The 17545-nt window shown below is 72.5% G+C and carries 14 protein-coding genes and 1 rRNA gene (1 of these 15 cut by a window edge); 3 read left to right on the top strand and 12 right to left on the bottom strand.

The features are described from left to right. Together AW27_RS20525 and AW27_RS20520 are read right to left on the bottom strand one after the other, a co-directional pair. Positions 1–132, bottom strand: a 16S ribosomal RNA gene (locus AW27_RS20525); it reaches 1392 nt to the left of the window's first position. Positions 133–737: 605 nt separating this feature from the next. Beyond that, entirely contained in the window at positions 738–1745 is a 1008-nt protein-coding gene (locus tag AW27_RS20520) for a stage II sporulation protein M (protein ID WP_037925346.1), read from the bottom strand. Positions 1746–1853: 108 nt separating this feature from the next. Between AW27_RS20520 and AW27_RS20515 the strand changes: the two genes are divergently transcribed. Next, positions 1854–2780: an RDD family protein gene (locus tag AW27_RS20515; protein ID WP_052031129.1), complete on the top strand. Its 927-nt coding sequence runs from the start codon at positions 1854–1856 to the stop codon at positions 2778–2780. A 14-nt stretch (positions 2781–2794) separates the two neighbouring features. On the opposite strand, the gene AW27_RS20510 is transcribed toward AW27_RS20515, so the two are convergent. Together AW27_RS20510 and ahcY are read right to left on the bottom strand one after the other, a co-directional pair. Next, a complete protein-coding gene (locus tag AW27_RS20510) occupies positions 2795–3412 on the bottom strand; it encodes a hypothetical protein (RefSeq protein ID WP_037925344.1) in 618 nt (205 codons plus the stop codon). Positions 3413–3509: 97 nt separating this feature from the next. Further along, a complete protein-coding gene (gene ahcY, locus AW27_RS20505) occupies positions 3510–4946 on the bottom strand; it encodes an adenosylhomocysteinase (RefSeq protein ID WP_037925342.1) in 1437 nt (478 codons plus the stop codon). 313 nt (positions 4947–5259) lie between these two features. On the opposite strand from ahcY, the gene lepB reads away from it, so the two are divergent. Continuing rightward, positions 5260–5946 (top strand): signal peptidase I, encoded by a 687-nt coding sequence (gene lepB, locus AW27_RS20500; protein ID WP_052031128.1) that lies wholly within the window; start codon positions 5260–5262, stop codon positions 5944–5946. Positions 5947–6021: 75 nt separating this feature from the next. Here lepB and AW27_RS20495 read toward each other — a convergent pair whose 3' ends face one another. From AW27_RS20495 to AW27_RS20470, 6 genes are all read right to left on the bottom strand, one after another. After that, positions 6022–6945, bottom strand: a complete 924-nt coding sequence (locus tag AW27_RS20495; RefSeq protein WP_037925340.1) for a cation diffusion facilitator family transporter — start codon at positions 6943–6945, stop codon at positions 6022–6024. Positions 6946–7017: 72 nt separating this feature from the next. Continuing rightward, positions 7018–8178 carry a mannose-6-phosphate isomerase, class I gene (gene manA / locus AW27_RS20490; RefSeq protein ID WP_037925339.1) on the bottom strand — a complete coding sequence of 387 codons (1161 nt, stop codon included), beginning with the start codon at positions 8176–8178 and terminating at the stop codon, positions 7018–7020. A 39-nt stretch (positions 8179–8217) separates the two neighbouring features. Beyond that, the gene (locus AW27_RS20485; RefSeq protein WP_037925337.1) at positions 8218–9351 is read right to left on the bottom strand and encodes an SIS domain-containing protein; all 1134 of its coding nucleotides are present in this window, start codon (positions 9349–9351) and stop codon (positions 8218–8220) included. Positions 9352–9444: 93 nt separating this feature from the next. Next, entirely contained in the window at positions 9445–9627 is a 183-nt protein-coding gene (locus AW27_RS20480; protein WP_037925335.1) for a Trm112 family protein, read from the bottom strand. A gap of 296 nt (positions 9628–9923) precedes the next feature. Beyond that, positions 9924–11294, bottom strand: coding sequence for a phosphomannomutase/phosphoglucomutase (locus AW27_RS20475; protein WP_304949891.1), 1371 nt, complete (start codon positions 11292–11294; stop codon positions 9924–9926). Between the two features lie 78 nt (positions 11295–11372). Continuing rightward, positions 11373–11756: a DUF3499 domain-containing protein gene (locus tag AW27_RS20470; protein WP_037925333.1), complete on the bottom strand. Its 384-nt coding sequence runs from the start codon at positions 11754–11756 to the stop codon at positions 11373–11375. 90 nt (positions 11757–11846) lie between these two features. Here AW27_RS20470 and AW27_RS20465 point away from each other — a divergent pair, with 90 nt between their 5' ends. Continuing rightward, complete coding sequence (locus AW27_RS20465) at positions 11847–12326, top strand: metallopeptidase family protein (protein WP_370466515.1); 480 nt, start codon at positions 11847–11849, stop codon at positions 12324–12326. A gap of 26 nt (positions 12327–12352) precedes the next feature. Here AW27_RS20465 and AW27_RS20460 read toward each other — a convergent pair whose 3' ends face one another. Together AW27_RS20460 and AW27_RS20455 are read right to left on the bottom strand one after the other, a co-directional pair. Beyond that, positions 12353–13837 carry a DUF5719 family protein gene (locus AW27_RS20460; protein ID WP_037925329.1) on the bottom strand — a complete coding sequence of 495 codons (1485 nt, stop codon included), beginning with the start codon at positions 13835–13837 and terminating at the stop codon, positions 12353–12355. Further along, the gene (locus tag AW27_RS20455; protein ID WP_037925327.1) at positions 13834–17466 is read right to left on the bottom strand and encodes a glycosyltransferase family 2 protein; all 3633 of its coding nucleotides are present in this window, start codon (positions 17464–17466) and stop codon (positions 13834–13836) included. Before AW27_RS20455 ends, AW27_RS20460 begins: the two co-directional genes overlap by 4 nt. Between the last annotated feature and the right edge of the window lie 79 nt (positions 17467–17545).

Genomic DNA, 17545 nt, shown 5'->3' with positions numbered 1-17545 from the left:
TGAAGGGCAGATTGCCCACGTGTTACTCACCCGTTCGCCACTAATCCACCCCGAAGGGCTTCATCGTTCGACTTGCATGTGTTAAGCACGCCGCCAGCGTTCGTCCTGAGCCAGGATCAAACTCTCCATGAATGTTTACCCGTAATCGGGTGCACACACACGAAAGAGCGGGCCAGTCACGGTCGGAATAAGACCGACTGACCACAACGTCCTCGCTGTGTTTAATTGCCTGCCCGCACCCGAAGGCCGAACAGGACTTTTCAAAGGAACCTCATCCACCGAAGTGGACGGGGTATCAACTTCTGGCGTTGATTTTTGGCACGCTGTTGAGTTCTCAAGGAACGGACGCTTCCTTTGTACTCACCCCAGCGACACTCGCTGCGGCTTTCCTCCGGGCTTTCGTTCTGCTGTCTTGCGTTTCCGACTCTATCAGACTCTTTCGTGTCCGATTTCCTCGGCGCTTTCCAGGTTTTCGCTTTCGCGTTTCCCTTTCCGGCGGTTCCGACTCTATCAGAAGATTTCCACCGGATTTCCCCGGCTTCGAATTCCTGAAATGGAAAGTCGGACGTACCCCGATTGGATCTTGAGGTCCATGGGGGTGAGAGAGAGTTTAAACCGTCGCTGCCGAACTTGTCCAGTTCGAGGCAACCGTTCGAATCTACCTCCCCGCTCGTTCCGTGTCAACGGCGTTTGCGGGACGACGAGGAGACTAGCAGCTCAGCAGGCTTGTACGCACATCAGGCGGCGGTCGGGAGCGTTGCCGTGCGGTCGGCGGCCGCGACGTCGCCGTGCTCGCCGGCGCGGGCGGCCCTGCCGCCCAGGACGAAGACGTAGAGCAGGAACGCCGCCTCGGCGGCCACGCCGATCGTGATGCGTGCCCAGGTCGGGAGGCCCGAGGGGGTGACGAAGCCTTCGATCAGACCGGAGACGAACAGGACCGCCGCGAGGCCGATGGCCATGCCGAGAGCCGCACGGCCCTGCTCGGCGAGGGCCGTGCGGCGGGTGCGGGGGCCCGGGTCGATGACCGTCCAGCCCAGCCTCAGGCCGGTGCCCGCCGCCACGAAGACGGCGGTCAGTTCGAGCAGGCCGTGCGGCAGGATCAGGCCGAGGAAGACGTCGAGCCGGCCGGCGGAGGCCATCAGGCCGAGGCCCACCCCGAGGTTGGCCATGTTCAGGAAGAGGATCCACAGCACCGGGATCCCCAGGAAGGCTCCGAGGACGAGGCACATGGCAGCCGCCTGGGCGTTGTTCGTCCAGACCTGGGCGGCGAAGGAGCCCGCGGGGTTGCTGGAGTAGTACGTCTCGTACTCGCCGCCCGGCTCCGTGAGCTCCTTCAGGTGTTCGGGGGCCGCGATGGCGCCCTGGACCTCGGGGTGCGTCGCTATCCACCAGCCGATGAGGACGCCGAGCGCAGTGGAGAGCAGCGCCGTCGGTATCCACCAGCGGCGGCTGCGGTAGACCGCGGCCGGGAAGCCGACGGCGAAGAAGAGGGCGGCGTCGCGCCAGCTCGCGCGGCGGGTGCCCGTGACCGTGGCGCGGGCCCGGGCGACGAGCTGGGTGAGCCGCCCGGTGAGCATGGGGTCGGGGGCACTGGACTGGATGAGGGAGAGGTGCGTCGAGGTGCGCTGGTAGAGCGCGACGAGCTCGTCGGCCTCCTCGCCCGTGAGCTTGCGACCGCGGCCCAGGAGCTGCTCCAGGCGGGCCCACTCCGCGCGGTGTGCCGTGACGAAGACATCGAGATCCATCCGGTGCGCTCCCCTGCCAGGCCCCCTGGCCGCTGCCTATTCCTAGTGTGGTCAGCTTGGCAGACTTGATGCGGTAGGGGCGGGGCAGGTCACGTGAGAGGTGCTGCGGTGAGCGAACTGGTGACGGGGGACGCGGTCGTCCTGGGGCTGCGGCCTGCGAGGCTGCCCAGCCGCGCGCTGGCCATCCTCCTGGACCTGGCCGTCTACGTCACCGCCTACGTGCTCATCGGGGTCGGGCTGACCATGGCGACGGCCTCGCTGGACCCGGCCGCCCAAGCCGCCGTCGCGGTGGCGAGCTTCGTGTTGCTGCTGGTCGGCATCCCGATCGCGGTGGAGACGCTGTCCCATGGGCGATCTCTGGGCAAGCTCGCCTGCGGGCTGCGGGTGGTGCGCGACGACGGCGGGCCGATCCGGTTCCGGCACGCGCTGGTGCGCGGCGCCCTCGGGGTGGTGGAGCTGCTGCTGACCTTCGGCGCGGTCGCGGCCATCGCCTCGCTGGTGTCGGTGCGCGGGCGGCGGCTCGGAGACGTCTTCGCGGGGACCCTGGTGGTTCGGGAGCGGGTGCCGGGAGCGCGGGTGATGCCGGTACCGGCGCCACCGCCGTGGCTGGCCGGGCGGTTCACCCAGCTGGACCTGTCAGCCGTGCCGGACGGGCTGTGGCTGGCGATCCGCCAGTACCTGACGCGGATGAACCAGCTGGATCCGCACGTGGGTGCGGCGATGGCGGCGCGGCTCGCGGACGACCTCGTGGCGCGTACGGGTGCGCCGCCGCCGGCAGGGGTGCCGGCCGCGGCCTTCCTGATGGCCGTGGTCCATGAGCGCCAGTCGCGCGATGCCGCCCGTGCCTTCCACGCGGCCTCCGCTGCCGCGGCCCCACCCGTCCCGTCGGCCGTCACCGGCTTCGGGCCGGTACCGACCGCTGCCGTGCCCCCGACGCCGGCCCCCTCCCCGACCCCGTACGTCACACCCGCGCCCGTGGCGCCGACGCCTCCCGCGGAGGTTCCGCGGGCCGGCGGGTTCGCTCCGCCCGCCTGAGGGCGGAGGGGTCATCACTCCTCGAAGGCCGAGGGCGGGGTTTCGAGGTGCTCCAGTTCGATGCCCGGGGCGGAGAGGACCACGTCGCCGGCGATGTGGACGGTGTGGACCTCGCCGGTGTCCAGGGCCGTGACGCGGTACTCGTCCACCAGGAGCGGGCCGCTGTCCGTGGGGTGCTCCTCGCGGCCCACCAGGGCCCAGGCCTGGTCGACCGTACGCGGGGCCAGGACCGGGTCGGTGAGGGCGAGCAGCCGGACACGGGTGGCGGGCGCGCCGGGGGCCGGGCGCAGCAGCCGGGCCGTGGCGATCAGGAAGGCCGGAGACGTGCCAGTGAAGCCGGGGGCGGCGATGTTGCCCTCGGCGGCCTCGGTTCCGGTGGGGTCGGTGCGGACCCAGGTGACGCCGTCGAGGGCGGCTCCGCGGACCTGCCAGCTCGCGGCGTTGACCTCCAGGCGGATGGGCCGGCCGAGTTCGTCGATCGCGAGGTCGACGGAGCCGCGGTGCTCGCCGTCCGGGGCGGTCAGCTGGGAGACGTAGCGCCAGCCGGAGGGGCCGGGGGCGCAGTGGAAGTGCTCCTCGCCGAGCGGGGCGTGGTCGTGCGGGTCGTGGAGCGAGTATCGGCCGCGGGGCATGGTGCGCACACTTCTTCGGATCGGGGATACGGGGCAGGCCCCCGGCACGGGTGCCGGGGGCCTGCTTCAGGTCCGTCCGCCGCTGATCGGCTGGTGATCAGTAGCGGTAGTGGTCCGGCTTGTACGGGCCCTCGACCTTGACGCCGATGTAGGCGGCCTGCTCCGGGCGGAGGGTGGTGAGCTTGACGCCGAGGGCGTCGAGGTGCAGGCGGGCGACCTTCTCGTCGAGGTGCTTGGGGAGCACGTAGACGTCGGTCGGGTACTCCTCCGGCTTGGTGAAGAGCTCGATCTGGGCCAGGGTCTGGTCCGCGAAGGAGTTCGACATGACGAAGGACGGGTGGCCGGTCGCGTTGCCGAGGTTCAGCAGGCGGCCCTCGGACAGGACGATCAGGACCTTGCCGTCGGGGAACGTCCAGGTGTGGACCTGGGGCTTGACCTCGTCCTTGACAATGCCGTCGACCTTGGCCAGGCCGGCCATGTCGATCTCGTTGTCAAAGTGGCCGATGTTGCCGACGATGGCCTGGTGCTTCATCTTGGCCATGTCCGAGGCCATGATGATGTCCTTGTTGCCGGTCGTGGTGATGAAGATGTCGGCCGTCTCGACGACGTCGTCCAGCGTGGCGACCTGGTAGCCGTCCATGGCCGCCTGGAGGGCGCAGATCGGGTCGATCTCGGTGACGATGACGCGCGCGCCCTGGCCGCGGAGGGACTCGGCGCAGCCCTTGCCGACGTCGCCGTAGCCGAAGACGACGGCGACCTTGCCGCCGATGAGGACGTCCGTGGCGCGGTTGATGCCGTCGATCAGGGAGTGGCGGCAGCCGTACTTGTTGTCGAACTTCGACTTGGTGACGGCGTCGTTCACGTTGATCGCCGGGAAGAGCAGGTCACCGGCCTGCATCATCTCGTAGAGACGGTGCACACCGGTGGTGGTCTCCTCGGTCACGCCGCGGATCTCGGACGCGAGCTGCGTCCACTTCTGCGGGTTCTCGCCGAGGGTGCGGTTCAGCAGGGTGAGGATGTGCGCGTACTCCTCGGAGTCCGCGGTGGACGGGTCCGGGGCTTCGCCGGCCTTTTCGAACTCGACGCCCTTGTGGACGAGGAGGGTGGCGTCACCACCGTCGTCGAGGATCATGTTCGGGCCGCCGGTGGAGGTGTTCGGCCAGGTCAGCGCCTGCTCCGTGCACCACCAGTACTCCTCCAGCGTCTCGCCCTTCCAGGCGAAGACCGGGACGCCCTGCGGGTTCTCCGGGGTGCCGTTCGGGCCCACCGCGATGGCGGCGGCAGCGTGGTCCTGGGTGGAGAAGATGTTGCAGGAGGCCCAGCGGACGTCGGCGCCGAGGGCGACGAGGGTCTCGATGAGCACGGCCGTCTGCACGGTCATGTGCAGCGAGCCGGTGATGCGGGCGCCGGCCAGGGGCTGCGCCTCGGCGTACTCCCGGCGGATCGACATCAGACCCGGCATCTCGTGCTCCGCCAGGGTGATCTCCTTGCGGCCGAAGGCGGCGAGGGAGAGGTCTGCGACCTTGAAGTCCATGGGTGCTGCTCCTCATGGTTCGAGAGGTGGGTACGGCTGTTCCGTGCGCCGTCCTGGGGACGGGACACCGGGCACAGTCCGTCGGGGGTCCTCTCTCCCCTCGGCCGGTCGCAGGGACCGCCCGACCCGCCATCAGCAGCGACGCCTGACACTGCCCACGAATCTACACCGATCGGCGGCGGCGGCCCCAGTCGGACGGAGAACTGGGCCGGCCCGGATGGCGTGGCGTCCGGTCTCACCCCCACCCGATGCGCCTTTTCGGCCAGACCATAATCTTCCAGCCGTTCGTACTGGTGGGAGGGATGGGGGATTCATGGCACGCAGGCCTGGACGGCGTCGGGGGATCTGGGCGATCGCCCTGCTGGTGCTCGGCGTCATGCTGATCGCCGGTCCGCTGGCGTACATGCGCGTCCGGTTCACCCCGGTGAAGCAGTTCGGCGACAACATGCTGCCCACGATCCCCGTCGGGAGCTTGCTTCTGATGGAGAAGGACCACGGTGAGGTCCGGCGCGGTGACGTGGTCACCTACGACCCGGCCGAGTGGGGGTACGACGGCCCGTTCGTCGGACGTGTGGTGGCGCTGGGCGGGGACCACATCGCCTACACGATGGGCGACCGGACGCTGGCCCTCAACGGAAAGCCCCTCGACGAGCCGTACGTGCCCGATGGCGAAGCCGGGGCCGGCGGAGTGGGCTTCGCCGTCTCGGTGCCGCAGGGACGCATGTTCGTGCTGGGCGACAACCGCGGCAACTCCCAGGACTCCCGGTTCCATCCGGAACACCACCGGGGGACGCTGCCGCTGGCCGCGGTGACCGGGGTCGATTCCGGGATGCACGAGGAGTCCCCGCTGATGGTGGTCCTCGGCCTGCCCCTGTCCGCCGGGATCTGCCTCCTGCCTCTGTCACTCGGGCTGGGGATCGCCTCGCTCGTGGTCCGGCGGCGCAGGCCGGCCGAGGCGCCCGGGCCCGTCTGGGGCGCCACGCAGGTGGACGTGCCGTAGTCCCTGCACGTGCGCCGAAGGCCCCCGCGGGCTGCCCGCGGGGGCCTTCGGCGCACGGACGGGAACCGCCCGGGACTACTTGGCGGCTTCGGGGCGGTAGATGTCCGGCTCCAGGTAGATCACCCGGGCGATCGGGACCGCCTCGCGGATGCGCGCCTCGGCGGCGTTGATCGCGTCCGCCACCTCGGCCGCGGTGTCGTTGCCCTCGACGGCGATCTTGGCCGCGACGAGGAGCTCTTCGGGGCCGAGGTGCAGGGTGCGCATGTGGATGACGCGGGTGACGACGTCCCCGTCGACGGCCGCGGCCTTGATCTTCTCGACCTCTTCGACGCCGGCGGCCTCACCGAGCAGCAGGGACTTGGTCTCCGCGGCCAGGACGATCGCGATGACGATGAGCAGGACGCCGATGCACAGGGTGCCGATGCCGTCCCAGACACCGTCGCCGGTCAGCAGGGCGAGGCCGACGCCGCCGAGGGCCAGGACCAGGCCGATGAGGGCGCCGAAGTCCTCCAGGAGGACGACCGGCAGTTCGGGGGCCTTGGCCCGCCGGATGAACTGGGTCCACGTGAGCTTGCCGCGGATCTCGTTGGATTCCTTGATGGCGGTACGGAAGGAGAAGGACTCGGCGATGATCGCGAAGACCAGGACGCCAACCGGCCAGTACCAGGCCTCGATCGGGTGCGGGTCGTGGATCTTCTCGTAGCCCTCGTAGATGGCGAACATGCCACCGACGGTGAAGAGCACGATGGACACGAGGAAGGCGTAGATGTAGCGCTCGCGCCCGTACCCGAAGGGGTGTTGCGGTGTCGCCTCGCGCTGGGCCTTCTTCCCTCCGAGCAGGAGCAGGCCCTGGTTCCCGGAGTCGGCCACCGAGTGGACGCTCTCCGCGAGCATCGACGACGAGCCGCTGAAGAGGAACGCCACGAATTTGGCTACAGCGATGGCGAGGTTGGCGGCGAGGGCCGCCACGATCGCCTTGGTACCGCCCGACGCGCTCATGGGTGCGGGGTGTCCTTCCTGGGCCGGTGACTACGGCCGCACATTGTTGCAGCCCCGGGCACCGACGCCGCGTCAGACGGCCACGGTGGCCCGGAAGACCGTTCCGTTTCCGGCCAGTTCGACCTTTTCGCCCGCCGGTACGAAGGCCGATCCGCCCGGCGACAGGGCCAGTTCACCGGCCTGCACGGAGCCCGCCGTGCACAGCAGGATCTGCGGGGCGCCGTCCGGGAGCACCTGCGGGGTGCCACCGGGCGCGAGGAGGAAGCGGGAGAGCCGGAACTCGTCGACGGGGGCCTCGTAGACCTCCTCGCCGCCGTCCCCCTCGGGGCGCATGACGGTCGGGTCGCTCGGCTCGAACCTCACGATCTTCAGCAGCTCGGGCACGTCCACGTGCTTGGGGGTGAGACCGGCGCGCAGCACGTTGTCCGAGTTGGCCAGCAGTTCGACGCCGAGGCCGTCGAAGTAGGCGTGCGGAACCCCCGCGCCGAGGAACAGCGCCTCGCCGGGCTGGAGTCGGACGTGGTTGAGCAGCATCGCCGCGATGACGCCGGGGTCCCCCGGGTACTCGTGGACCAGGGCGGCGTACGTGGCGTACTCGCCGCCCAGGCGCTCGGCGGCGGCCGCGGTCTCGGCGACCGTACGGGCCATCTGCTCGCGGTCCGCGCTCAGTACGGCGGTCAGCACCTCGCGCAGCGCGGCCTCTTCGGGGTGCGCGCGCAGCAGGTCGGCGTACGGCTTGAGGGAGCCCACGCCCAGCCCTTCGAAGAGGTCCGCGGACGCCCGCGGGGAGCGGAAGCCGCACAGCCCCTCGAAGGTGGTGATCGCGCAGATCATCTCGGGCTTGTGGTGGGGGTCCTTGTAGTTGCGGTGCGCCGCGTCGATCGGGATGCCGCGCCGCTCCTCGTCCTCGAATCCCGCCTTCGCCCGGGTCTCGTCGGGGTGGACCTGGAGGGAGAGCGGAGCGCCGGCGGCGAGGATCTTGAAGAGGAAGGGCAGCCGGGGGCCGAACTTGGCCACGGTGGCGGCACCGAGCTCCCCCACGGGGTCGGCGGCGATGACCTCCGCGAGCGTCCTGACCCCGGCACCGCGGTCGACGCGCGACGGGGCGCCCGGGTGGGCTCCCATCCACAGCTCGGCCTGCGGCTCACCGGTGGGTTCGACACCGAGGAGCGCGGGCAGGGCCGTGGTGGATCCCCAGGCGTAGGGGCGGATCGTGTTGGTCAGGCGGTCCATCGTCGTCTTCCTGGAGAGATCCGGGCACGTGCGCGGTTGTCAGCCGTGTCCCCCGGACGCCAGCGCCAGGTAGGCGGTGGCGAAGTCCGTGACGGCGAGCAGCTCGGCGAGCTGCTCCAGCTCGGCGCCTTCCTCCGGTTCGAGCTCGCTGATCGCCGTGTCGTGGCTGAGGGCGAGCTCGCGTGCGGCGGGGGCGGCGGTGAGGCCGCCGGCCGGCCGGTCCCGCAGCAGAACGACACGGGCGCGAAGGGCCTGGGGCTCTTCGACCCGGTCCCGGAAGAAGTCGTCGGGGTCGGCACCTGCGGCGAAGTCGCCGGCGAGCAGGACACCGTGGGCGGGCAGTGCCTCGGGGAGCGCGGCGGCCAGCGCGGGGCGGCCGGCGAGCTCGGCGAGGGTGGCGGCGAAGCGGCGGCCGGCGGGGCCGGCGCCGGTTCCCTCGGTCCAGATGAGCGGCAGCGAGTCCGCGAGCTCGGCGGCGAGGGTCTTGGCCGGGTTGGAGTAGGTGGCGATGGCGGGCCCGCAGCGTTCGGCCGTCCGGTCGAGCCGGTCGGCGACGAGCTGGAGGGTGTCGGGGGCCGCGGTGATCAGGCCGACCTTGTCGAGGAGCAGCAGCAGGGGTGTCAGCAGGGCCCACAGGGCGCCCGGGCCCGCGGCTGCGGACTCGTCGAACTCCTGGTACGGGGCCTTGGCCATCGGTACGAGGAGGCCGTGCGCGCCGTCCACCGCCTCGCTCAGCGGTGAGCGTTCGGGGGCGACGGCGACGACGGTGCAGCCGCGCCGGTAGGCCTGCTCGGCGAGCAGGGCGAGCCCGGGCTCGGTGCCGTCGGTGGTGGTCACCAGCAGCAGGTCGACGGACCCGGCCCAGCCGGGCAGGGACCAGCGCAGTGCCCCGGCGGCGTGGGCGACCCCGGTGGGGTCGAGGCGGATCACCGGCGCGGAGGCGCCGGCGAGGGCTCCGAGCAGGTCGGCGACCCCGGTGGCGGCGGTGCCGGGCCCGGCGATCAGGACCGCGCGCGGTCGGCCGTCGGGGCGCAGGGTGGCGATGCCCGCCTCGCTCGCGTGCCGGGCCGCCGTACGGACCCTGGCCCCGGCCTCGGCCGCGCCGCGGAGCAGGCCCCGTCGGTCGACGCGGGCGAGATCGTCCGGTGCGTCGAGGAGCGACTCGTCGAGCATGGCGGCCTCCGGCTGTTGGGTGACGGGAACCTGTCTGCGCGTGTTGCGGTGCGGGTGTCGTGCGGTGATCTGCGGATGGTGCGGTGGTGCCGGTCAGGCGGGTCGGCGGGCCTCGTCCACGAGGAGGACCGGGATGCCGTCGCGGACCGGGTAGGCGAGACCGCAGTCCTGGCCCGTGCAGAGCAGCTCGGGGGTCTCGTCGGCCGTCTTGTCCTCGAGGGGCGCGTGGCAGGCGGGGCAGGCCAGGATCTGCAGGAGGCCGGCTTCGAGCGGCATGGGGTGGGTTCCCTTCGGGGATGCGGGTGGGGCGTGGTCAGCGTACCGCTGGGGCTCCGCCGGTGCGGCTTGGGGCGGGCGGGGGTGGGAGGCCGGCTGCGCGGGGGCGCCGGGACCGCTGGGGCGGGTGTTGCGGATCTCCGCTCCGCCGGATCCGCGCCCCGGGGCCCGCCCGGCCGGGGTGGGGAGGGACTCAGGGCGGGGCCGGGGGTCCGGCCCGGGTCGGAGGGCGCGGGGGCCCGGGGGCCCGGGGGTCGGAAAGGGCCCGGCCCCCGGCAGGGCCCCCGGGCCGGGGGTCAGGCCCGGATCAGGGCCAGGGCCTCGTCCCGGACCCGGGACAGCGTGTCCACGTCACGAGCCTCAACGTTCAACCGCAGCAACGGCTCCGTGTTCGAAGCACGCACGTTGAACCACCACCCCGCACCCGTCACCGTCAAACCGTCCAACTCATCCAGCTCCACACCCTCACGACCCGCGAACGCCTCCCGCACCGCCACCAACCGGCCCGCCTGGTCCGCCACCGTCGAATTGATCTCCCCCGACCCCTCATACCGGTCATACGACGCCACCAACTCCGACAACGGACCGTCCTGACCCCCCAGAGCCGCCAACACATGCAACGCCGCCAGCATCCCCGTATCCGCGTTCCAGAAGTCCTTGAAGTAGTAGTGCGCCGAATGCTCACCACCGAAGATCGCACCCGTCCTCGCCATCTCCTCCTTGATGAAGGAATGACCCACCCGAGTACGCACCGGCGTCCCACCGCACTCCCGCACCACCTCCGGCACCGACCACGACGTGATCAGATTGTGGATCACCGTGCCCGACCCACCGTGACGCGCCAGCTCACGCGACGCCACCAGAGCCGTGATCGCCGACGGCGACACCCCCACACCACGCTCGTCCACGATGAAACAACGGTCCGCGTCCCCGTCGAAGGCGATCCCCAGATCCGCACCCTCCGCCAACACCCGCGCCTGCAGATCCACGATGTTCTTCGGATCCAACGGATTCGCCTCATGGTTCGGGAACGTCCCGTCCAGCTCGAAGTACATCTCCGTCACCTCCAGCGGCAGACCCTCGAACACCGTCGGGACGGTGTGACCGCCCATGCCGTTGCCCGCGTCCACAACCACCTTCAACGGACGGATCGACGCCAGATCCACCAAAGACCGCAGATGCTCCGCATACCCCTTCAAGGAGTCCCGCTCCGTCACCGCCCCCGGCACCGTCCCCGCCGGAACCTCCGGAACACCCCCGTCCAGCCACCCCTCCACCAACACCCGGATCTGCGACAACCCCGTGTCCCGACCCACCGGCGCCGCACCCGCACGACACATCTTGATCCCGTTGTACCGCGCCGGATTATGCGACGCCGTGAACATCGCACCCGGCAGACCCATCGCACCCGACGCGTAATACAACTGATCCGTCGAACACAAACCGATCAACGTCACATCCACACCACGCGCCGCAGCACCCCGCGCAAACGCCGCCGACAACCCCGGCGACGACGGACGCATGTCATGCCCCACCACGATCGCCGACCCACCCACGACCTCGACGAAAGCACCACCAAACAGCTCCGCCAGCGACTCGTCCCACTCGTCCGGCACAACGCCACGCACGTCATACGCCTTGACGATGTTCGAAAGATCTGCGGCCACTGCCTGCCCTCCTGAGGTTCTGTGCGGTTCGGCAAAACCTACCTTGAACCCACAGCTGTTCCGCAGATGGCCCGAGCGTCAGGAATCCGGCGATCTGAGGACGCGCAGGTGTCCGCGGCGGGTCTCGCCGGTGCTCTGGCCGCCCCTGCCGGACGTGCCGGATCCGCCGGGACCGGCCGGACGGGCCGGCGGGCGCGCGGCTTCGCGAACGGCGTTGGCCAGGGCTTCGAGGTCGTCGCCGCTGGGGCGCGACGGACCGGACCCGTCGGACAGACGGACGACCTCCCAGCCCCGCGGGGCCGTCAGGCGCTCCGAGTGCTCGGCGCACAGGTCGTAGCAGTGGGGTTCGGCGTATGTGGCGAGCGGGCCGAGAACTGCGGTCGAATCGGCGTAGACGTACGTCAGTGTCGCGACGGCAGGGCGGCCGCACGCGGTGCGCGAACAGCGACGTACAAGGCTCACGACGTTGGACGGTACCGCACTCTTGACCGGGCCGCGACGACTCCACCGCTGCTCACTCCCCCGTGTCGTGCTCGGAGCTACCCTGCGGGGGTGACGGACACGCCTCTTCCCCCCTGCCCCGCCGAGCCTCCCGCGGGGGTCCCCGTCGAGCCCAGAACGCGTCGGCGGGACCGGCACGGGCGCGGGATGCGCGGTCCGCTGGCTCCTCCCCAGGTACCCCTGGCGGCGAGCCGGGCGGAGCTGTTCGGGGATCTCGTGCGGGACTCCGTGGAGCGGCTGGAGCGGCGCTGGCCGCAGCTGTCCGAGGTGGAGTTCCTGGTCGGCGACGTGCCGGGGCCTCCGGGCGGTGCCGACGGCGGCTGGAACGACGAGGCGGTGCCGCTCGGTGCGGTGTCGGAGTCCCGGCCGGGACGGCCGGCCCGGATCATGGTCTTCCGGCGGCCGGTGGAGATCCGTACGAAGACGCGCGACGAGAAGGCGCTGCTGGTGCACGAGATCGTGGTGGAGCAGGTGGCGGAGCTGCTCGGACTCACTCCGGAGACGGTGGACCCCCGCTACGGCCAGGACTGATCCGGCCGCGGCGGGGTCCCGGCCCGTCACCTGGTCAGGACGGAGAGGTCCTGCTCGGCCTCGGGGACCGACACCGTGGAGTGGTCGTCGGAGAGGGCCTGGACGGTGAACATCGCGATGCCGTCGTTCGGGAGGGAAAGGGTGCGGGCCGCGTGGACCGGGCCGCCCGAGAGGGTTTCGACGGTGAGGGCGTAGGAGCCCTTTCCGCCCGCGGGGGCCAGGGTCAGCGTCTGGGTGGTGCCCGCCTTGACCGTGACCTCCTGGGAGGCGGGCTCGCCTCCTGCGGTGCCCGGGGACGCCGTCACCCTGACCTTCGCATCAGCGCCCGGCGCGGTCAGCGACAGCAGGGTGGTGTTCTCCTCGGGCCGGTTGTCGGCCACGGTGGCCCGATCGCCGACCGGCCCGGTGGCCGGGATGAAGCCGAGCTCCTGCTTGGCGCCGCTGCCGCGGACCACTCGGACCGCGGCGACCAGCGGTGTGGTCTTCTTGGCGTCCGCCGGGGCCAGCAGCAGCGAGCCCGGCTCGCCCCGGGTCAGGTCCTTGAGGTCCATGACCGCCGTCATGCCCGCCTTGACGTGCAGCTGCTCACTGCCCGCCGGGCTGATGGCGCCGCCCGGTCCGGCCAGGCGCAGCTTCAGGTCCGCGTCCTCCTCGCCGGGCACGAAGGCGACCAGCCGTACGGAGGCGGCGTCCGCCGGGATGCCGGGCAGCACCAGCGAGCCCGCCGGGTCGGTGGAGGCGGGCAGCCAGTCGGCGCCGACGCTCTCCTCGGAGACCTGCACGGAGGCGCCCACCCGACCGGCCCGGGTCGTCACGTGGGCGGTGGCGTCGGCGAGCTGGGTGGCCGGGAGGAGGGAGGAGAGCAGGACGGTCTTGGTGGACTTCGGGTCGACGCGGATGTTCTCGCCGGCGCCCGCGTCGGTCTTGGCCGCGCCGTCGGGGCCGAAGAGCGCGATGTCGACGACGGCGGCCGCGTCGTCGGGGTTGGTGAGGTGGACGTAGTCCTCGCGCCCCTTGGCGGTGCTGACCCCGGGGAACCAGAAGTCGGTGCCGGGCTCCGTGCAGCCGACGCCGAGCAGGCCCCGGGCCCGGCCGACCGAGATCCTGGTGGTCAGCTGGGCCGTCCAGCCGGGGGCGAGGACCCCGTCGGCGCTGCCGGTGAGTGCGGGGGCGTCGGCACCACTGGCCGTGGCGCCGACCGGCTTGCCGGGTTCTTTGGGTTCCAGGACGGGTTTGGCGTCCTTGGTCGCGCCGAGCAGCCGGGCCGAGCCCTTGCCCTGGCCGGCGGGGGAACCCGGCGTGAAGGAGGTGTACGTGGTCTCGGCGATGTCCGAGGAGCTGGGCCCCGGGCACACCAGGAGGGATCGCTCGACCGGCATCCGGGCCGAGGCCGCCGCCTTGGCGTCGGGGGCCCCGCCCGCGGGGGCGGGCGCGGTGAGGGCGGCCGCGCCGGTGAGGGCGGCCAGTGCCGCGACCACGGCCGCCAGCGTCAGGGGTGCGCGCTGCTTCACTGCTGGGGGCTCCCGTCGGGACGCGGGTCGTGCTGTGCGTGGACGTCGTGCGGTGGGTACTGCTCGTGGGGCTCGTACGGGTAGGGGTACTGCTGTGGGTGGTGCTGCGGGTAGGGGGTCTCGTAGGCGGCGCCGTCCTGCTGCTGGTCGTACCCGGGGTACTGCTCGTACGGGTACTGCTCCTGGGGCTGCTGGGGCTGCTGGGGCTCGTACGCGTAGCCGCTCGGGTCGCCGTAGGCCTGATAGGCATAGGAGTCCTCGCCGTACGCCGACTGCGCGGGAATCTGGGCGTAGGGGTCGGCGGCGGCCGCGGTCTCCACCGGTCCGGGGGCGGTGTCCGCCTCGGCCTCGGCGCGGAGCCTGCGGGCGCGGCGGCCCTCCGAGGCTTCGCCGGGGCCGGGCCCCGAGGCGGTCGCGACCTCCTCCTCGGGCAGGTCGTCGTCGAGCTCGGCCCGTCGGCCGGGCAGGGCCATGACCAGCAGGACCAGGGCGAGCAGGCCCTGGGTCCAGTTCCAGGCGGTCCGCAGCAGGGACGTCTCGTGGACGAGGTCGAGGCTGCCTCCGCCGGCGGGGAGCTCGAAGCCCTGGGCCCAGCCGTCGAGGGTCTTCGACGTGAGCGGCTTGCCGTCGAGGGTGGCCTGCCAGCCGCCGTCGGCCCGGTCGGCGATGCGCAGGACGCGGCCCGCCTCGCCCGCGGGGATCTTGCCGTGAACCTCGACGGGGCCCGCGGCGACCGGAATCGGGGCCTCGCCCGGCTGGGCGGAGACGATGACGGCGCGCGGCAGCCAGGGCTCGACGCCCCACAGGGCGGTGCCGTCCTGCTGGTGGCGGCGGCTCAGGCCCGGGGTGGCGTCGAGGACCCGGCGGATCTCCTCGGGACCGCCGGGGCGGAACATCACGAAGCGGATGGCATAGGCGCTGAGCTGGCTGGACTGGTCGGCGCCGGAGCCTGCGACGAGGTTGGAGACGACCTTGTCGAGCCGGGGGTCGTCGCCGGTCCGGGCGGCGATCTCGGCGTCGCCGAGGCGGCCGCCCGGGCCGCGGACGAGGCTGTAGGAGACCTTGGCGGGGCCGTCGAGGTCGAGGAGCAGGGTGCGGGTCTGGTTGTCGTCGTCGCCGGCGTCGGCGACGAAGGCCGGTACCTGCACCGGGTCGCGCCGCTGGAGCGGGCCGTCGGCGCCGGCGAGCGTCCAGGTGGCCGCGGCGATCAGCGGGCCCGCGGCGGCGGCGAGGGCGATCAGCGCGGCCAGTGGCTGGCGCCAGCCGAAGTTGCGGGCGGCGACGCGGTCCTTGGCGCCGTCCGCGCCGACCATGGCGGCAGCGAGGAGGGCGGCCCCGTACACGAGGGTGGCCGGTCCGGCCCAGGCGGTCCGGTTGGCGAGGACCGCAAGGAGGAGGGCGGCCAGGGCGGTGGCCCAGGCGGTGCGGACGGCGAACTGCCGGTCGGCGCGGAGCAGGGCGGCCAGGGCGGCCAGGACGATGCCGGCGAGGATCAGGCGCGCGCCGGTGCCGGGACCGCCGGGGCTGATGCCGAGCAGGTCCAGCGCGCCCGCGGAGCCGGCTCCGTAGGGCAGTCCGGCCTCCTGGAGGAGGCGGCCCGGGTGGGTGAGCAGGCCGAGCGACCAGGGGGCGAGGACGACGAGGGGGACGGTGAGGGTGGCGAGCAGCCGCAGACCGTACGTCTTCCACTGCGCGCGGCGCAGGACGAGCGCGGCGGCGCCGAGGAGGACGGCGAGCGGCCAGACGGCCGGGGTGAAGGCGGTGGCGAGGGTCAGCAGGAGTGTGTAGGTCCACACCGCGCGCCAGCCGCCCCGCTGTTCGGCGGTGGCCGCCGGCTCGCCGAGGCCGAAGGCGGCGATCGCGGAGCGGGCGATGAGGGGGAGCACGAGGGCGAGGACGGCGGTGCCGAGGCGGCCGCCGGCGAGGGCGCCGGTGACGGCGGGGAGGAAGGCGTAGGCGGTGGCGGCCCAGGCGCGCAGCAGCCGGGACTCGACGAGCGGCCGGGAGGCGAAGTAGGCGGTGAGGCCGGCCAGCGGGACGGAGCCGACGAGCAGGAGGGTCAGGGCGGCCTGGGTGGAGCCGAGGAGCAGGGTGGAGAGGGCGCCGAGGACGGCCAGGTAGGGCGGGGCGGCGGCGGTGGAGCCGGTGCCCACGGGGTGCCAGCCGTCGGTGTGGATGCTCCACAGGTCCAGGCCGCCGGCGGGGGCGGGCAGCAGGGCGCCGCCCATGAGGGATCCTCCGCCGATCAGGGCGCGGCAGGCGGCGAGGGAGACCAGGAGGAGGAGTCCGAAGAGGAGGGGCGCCGGGTTGCGGGCGATCCGCTTGAGGCGCGCGAAGCGCTCGGTCTCCTCGTAGGGGCCGTCCTCGCCGGGCGCGTTCAGGATGCTGCCGCCACCGTGCCGGCCGGCGGGGGCGGCGGTGGTGTGGCGGTCGCCGCCGAAGTAGCCGGCGAGCTGGTCGGCGTTGGCCCGCAGGGAGGCTCCCGGCGGGGGGAACAGCCGGCGCAGTTCGGAGGCGGGGACGGCGGGGCGGCGGCGGGCCCTGCGGGCGGCGAGGAGGCGGCCGGGGCGCAGCAGTGTGCCGAGGAGGCCGGTGATCTCGTCGACGGCCTGGCCGGGGGCCTTGCCGACGAGGTAGGCGAGGGTGCGCAGCACGGTGCCGAACAGGACGCGCAGCAGGACGTAGGGCAGGGCGCGGCCGGAGCTGTTGGCGAGGATCGTGTAGACGGCGCCGGCCTTGTCGACGCGGTGCGGGCTGGCGGTGGTGCGGCCGGCGCAGTCGACGGTGCGGCGTTCGCGGGCGGAGGCCTCGGCGTGGCGCAGGACGGCGTCCGGGGCGACCAGGACGGTGTGGCCGGCGCTCTGGGCGCGCCAGCACAGGTCGACGTCGTCGCGCATGAGGGGCAGGCGCCGGTCGAAGCCGCCGAGCTCTTCGTAGACGTCGCGGCGCACGAGCATGCCGGCGGTGGACACGGACAGGACGGGGCGGACCTGGTCGTGCTGGCCCTGGTCCTGTTCGCGGCGGTCGAGCCCGGTCCAGCGGCGGCCGCTGCGGGCGATGGTGACGCCGGCTTCGAGGAGCTGCTTGTTGTCGTACCAGCCGCGGAGCTTGGGGCCGATGATCGCTGCGTCGGGGTTCTCGTCGGCGACGCGGAGCAGTTCGGCGAGGGCGTCGGGTTCGGGGGCGCTGTCGTCGTGGAGGAGCCAGAGCCATTGGACGGGTTCGCCGTGGGGCAGGTCGGGGAGGTCGTAGGCGTCGTCGCGCCAGGTGCGGCTGACCGGGTCCCAGCCGCTGGGGCGCTTGAGGTACGGGAGGTCCTCGGGGGTCAGGGTGCCGGCGGTGCGGGCGGATTCGTCGACGGCGGTGCCGAATCCGGTGCGGCGGGCGAGGTGCAGGACGCGGTCGTCGCCGAGGGCCTCGGTGAGCAGCCGGGCGGAGTCGTCGGCGCTGCCGGTGTCGGCGGCGACGTGGCTCTGGGCGGGGCGTTCCTGGCCGAGGAGGCCGGCGAGCGTCCGGGGCAGCCAGCGGGCGCCGTCGTGGGCCACGAGGACCGCGGTGACGACGTGCCGGGGGAACTCGGGTGTGACGGGCGCCTGGTAGGAGGCCGTCGACTGGCTGTGCAGGGACATCGCGGTACGGGCCCTCCGGCCGGGGGTCCGGGGGTGGTGTGCCCTCGGAGGCTGCTGGACAGCGCCCCACCCTAACGGC

The sequence above is a fragment of the Streptomyces sp. PCS3-D2 genome (genome assembly GCF_000612545.2).
Lineage (GTDB): Bacteria > Actinomycetota > Actinomycetes > Streptomycetales > Streptomycetaceae > Streptomyces.
The sequence above is the reverse complement of the archived record's forward strand: the minus strand, read 5'-3'. Positions and strand labels throughout refer to the sequence as shown.

What these genes read in the sequence shown, in the direction of transcription:
- AW27_RS20520 (WP_037925346.1), bottom strand. Translation starts at nt 1,745, where the DNA reads ATGGATCTCGATGTCTTCGTCACGGCACACCGCGCGGAGTGGGCCCGC.
- AW27_RS20510 (WP_037925344.1), bottom strand. Translation starts at nt 3,412, where the DNA reads ATGCCCCGCGGCCGATACTCGCTCCACGACCCGCACGACCACGCCCCG.
- ahcY (WP_037925342.1), bottom strand. Translation starts at nt 4,946, where the DNA reads ATGGACTTCAAGGTCGCAGACCTCTCCCTCGCCGCCTTCGGCCGCAAG.
- lepB (WP_052031128.1), top strand. Translation starts at nt 5,260, where the DNA reads ATGGCACGCAGGCCTGGACGGCGTCGGGGGATCTGGGCGATCGCCCTG.
- AW27_RS20495 (WP_037925340.1), bottom strand. Translation starts at nt 6,945, where the DNA reads ATGAGCGCGTCGGGCGGTACCAAGGCGATCGTGGCGGCCCTCGCCGCC.
- manA (WP_037925339.1), bottom strand. Translation starts at nt 8,178, where the DNA reads ATGGACCGCCTGACCAACACGATCCGCCCCTACGCCTGGGGATCCACC.
- AW27_RS20485 (WP_037925337.1), bottom strand. Translation starts at nt 9,351, where the DNA reads ATGCTCGACGAGTCGCTCCTCGACGCACCGGACGATCTCGCCCGCGTC.
- AW27_RS20480 (WP_037925335.1), bottom strand. Translation starts at nt 9,627, where the DNA reads ATGCCGCTCGAAGCCGGCCTCCTGCAGATCCTGGCCTGCCCCGCCTGC.
- AW27_RS20455 (WP_037925327.1), bottom strand. Translation starts at nt 17,466, where the DNA reads ATGTCCCTGCACAGCCAGTCGACGGCCTCCTACCAGGCGCCCGTCACA.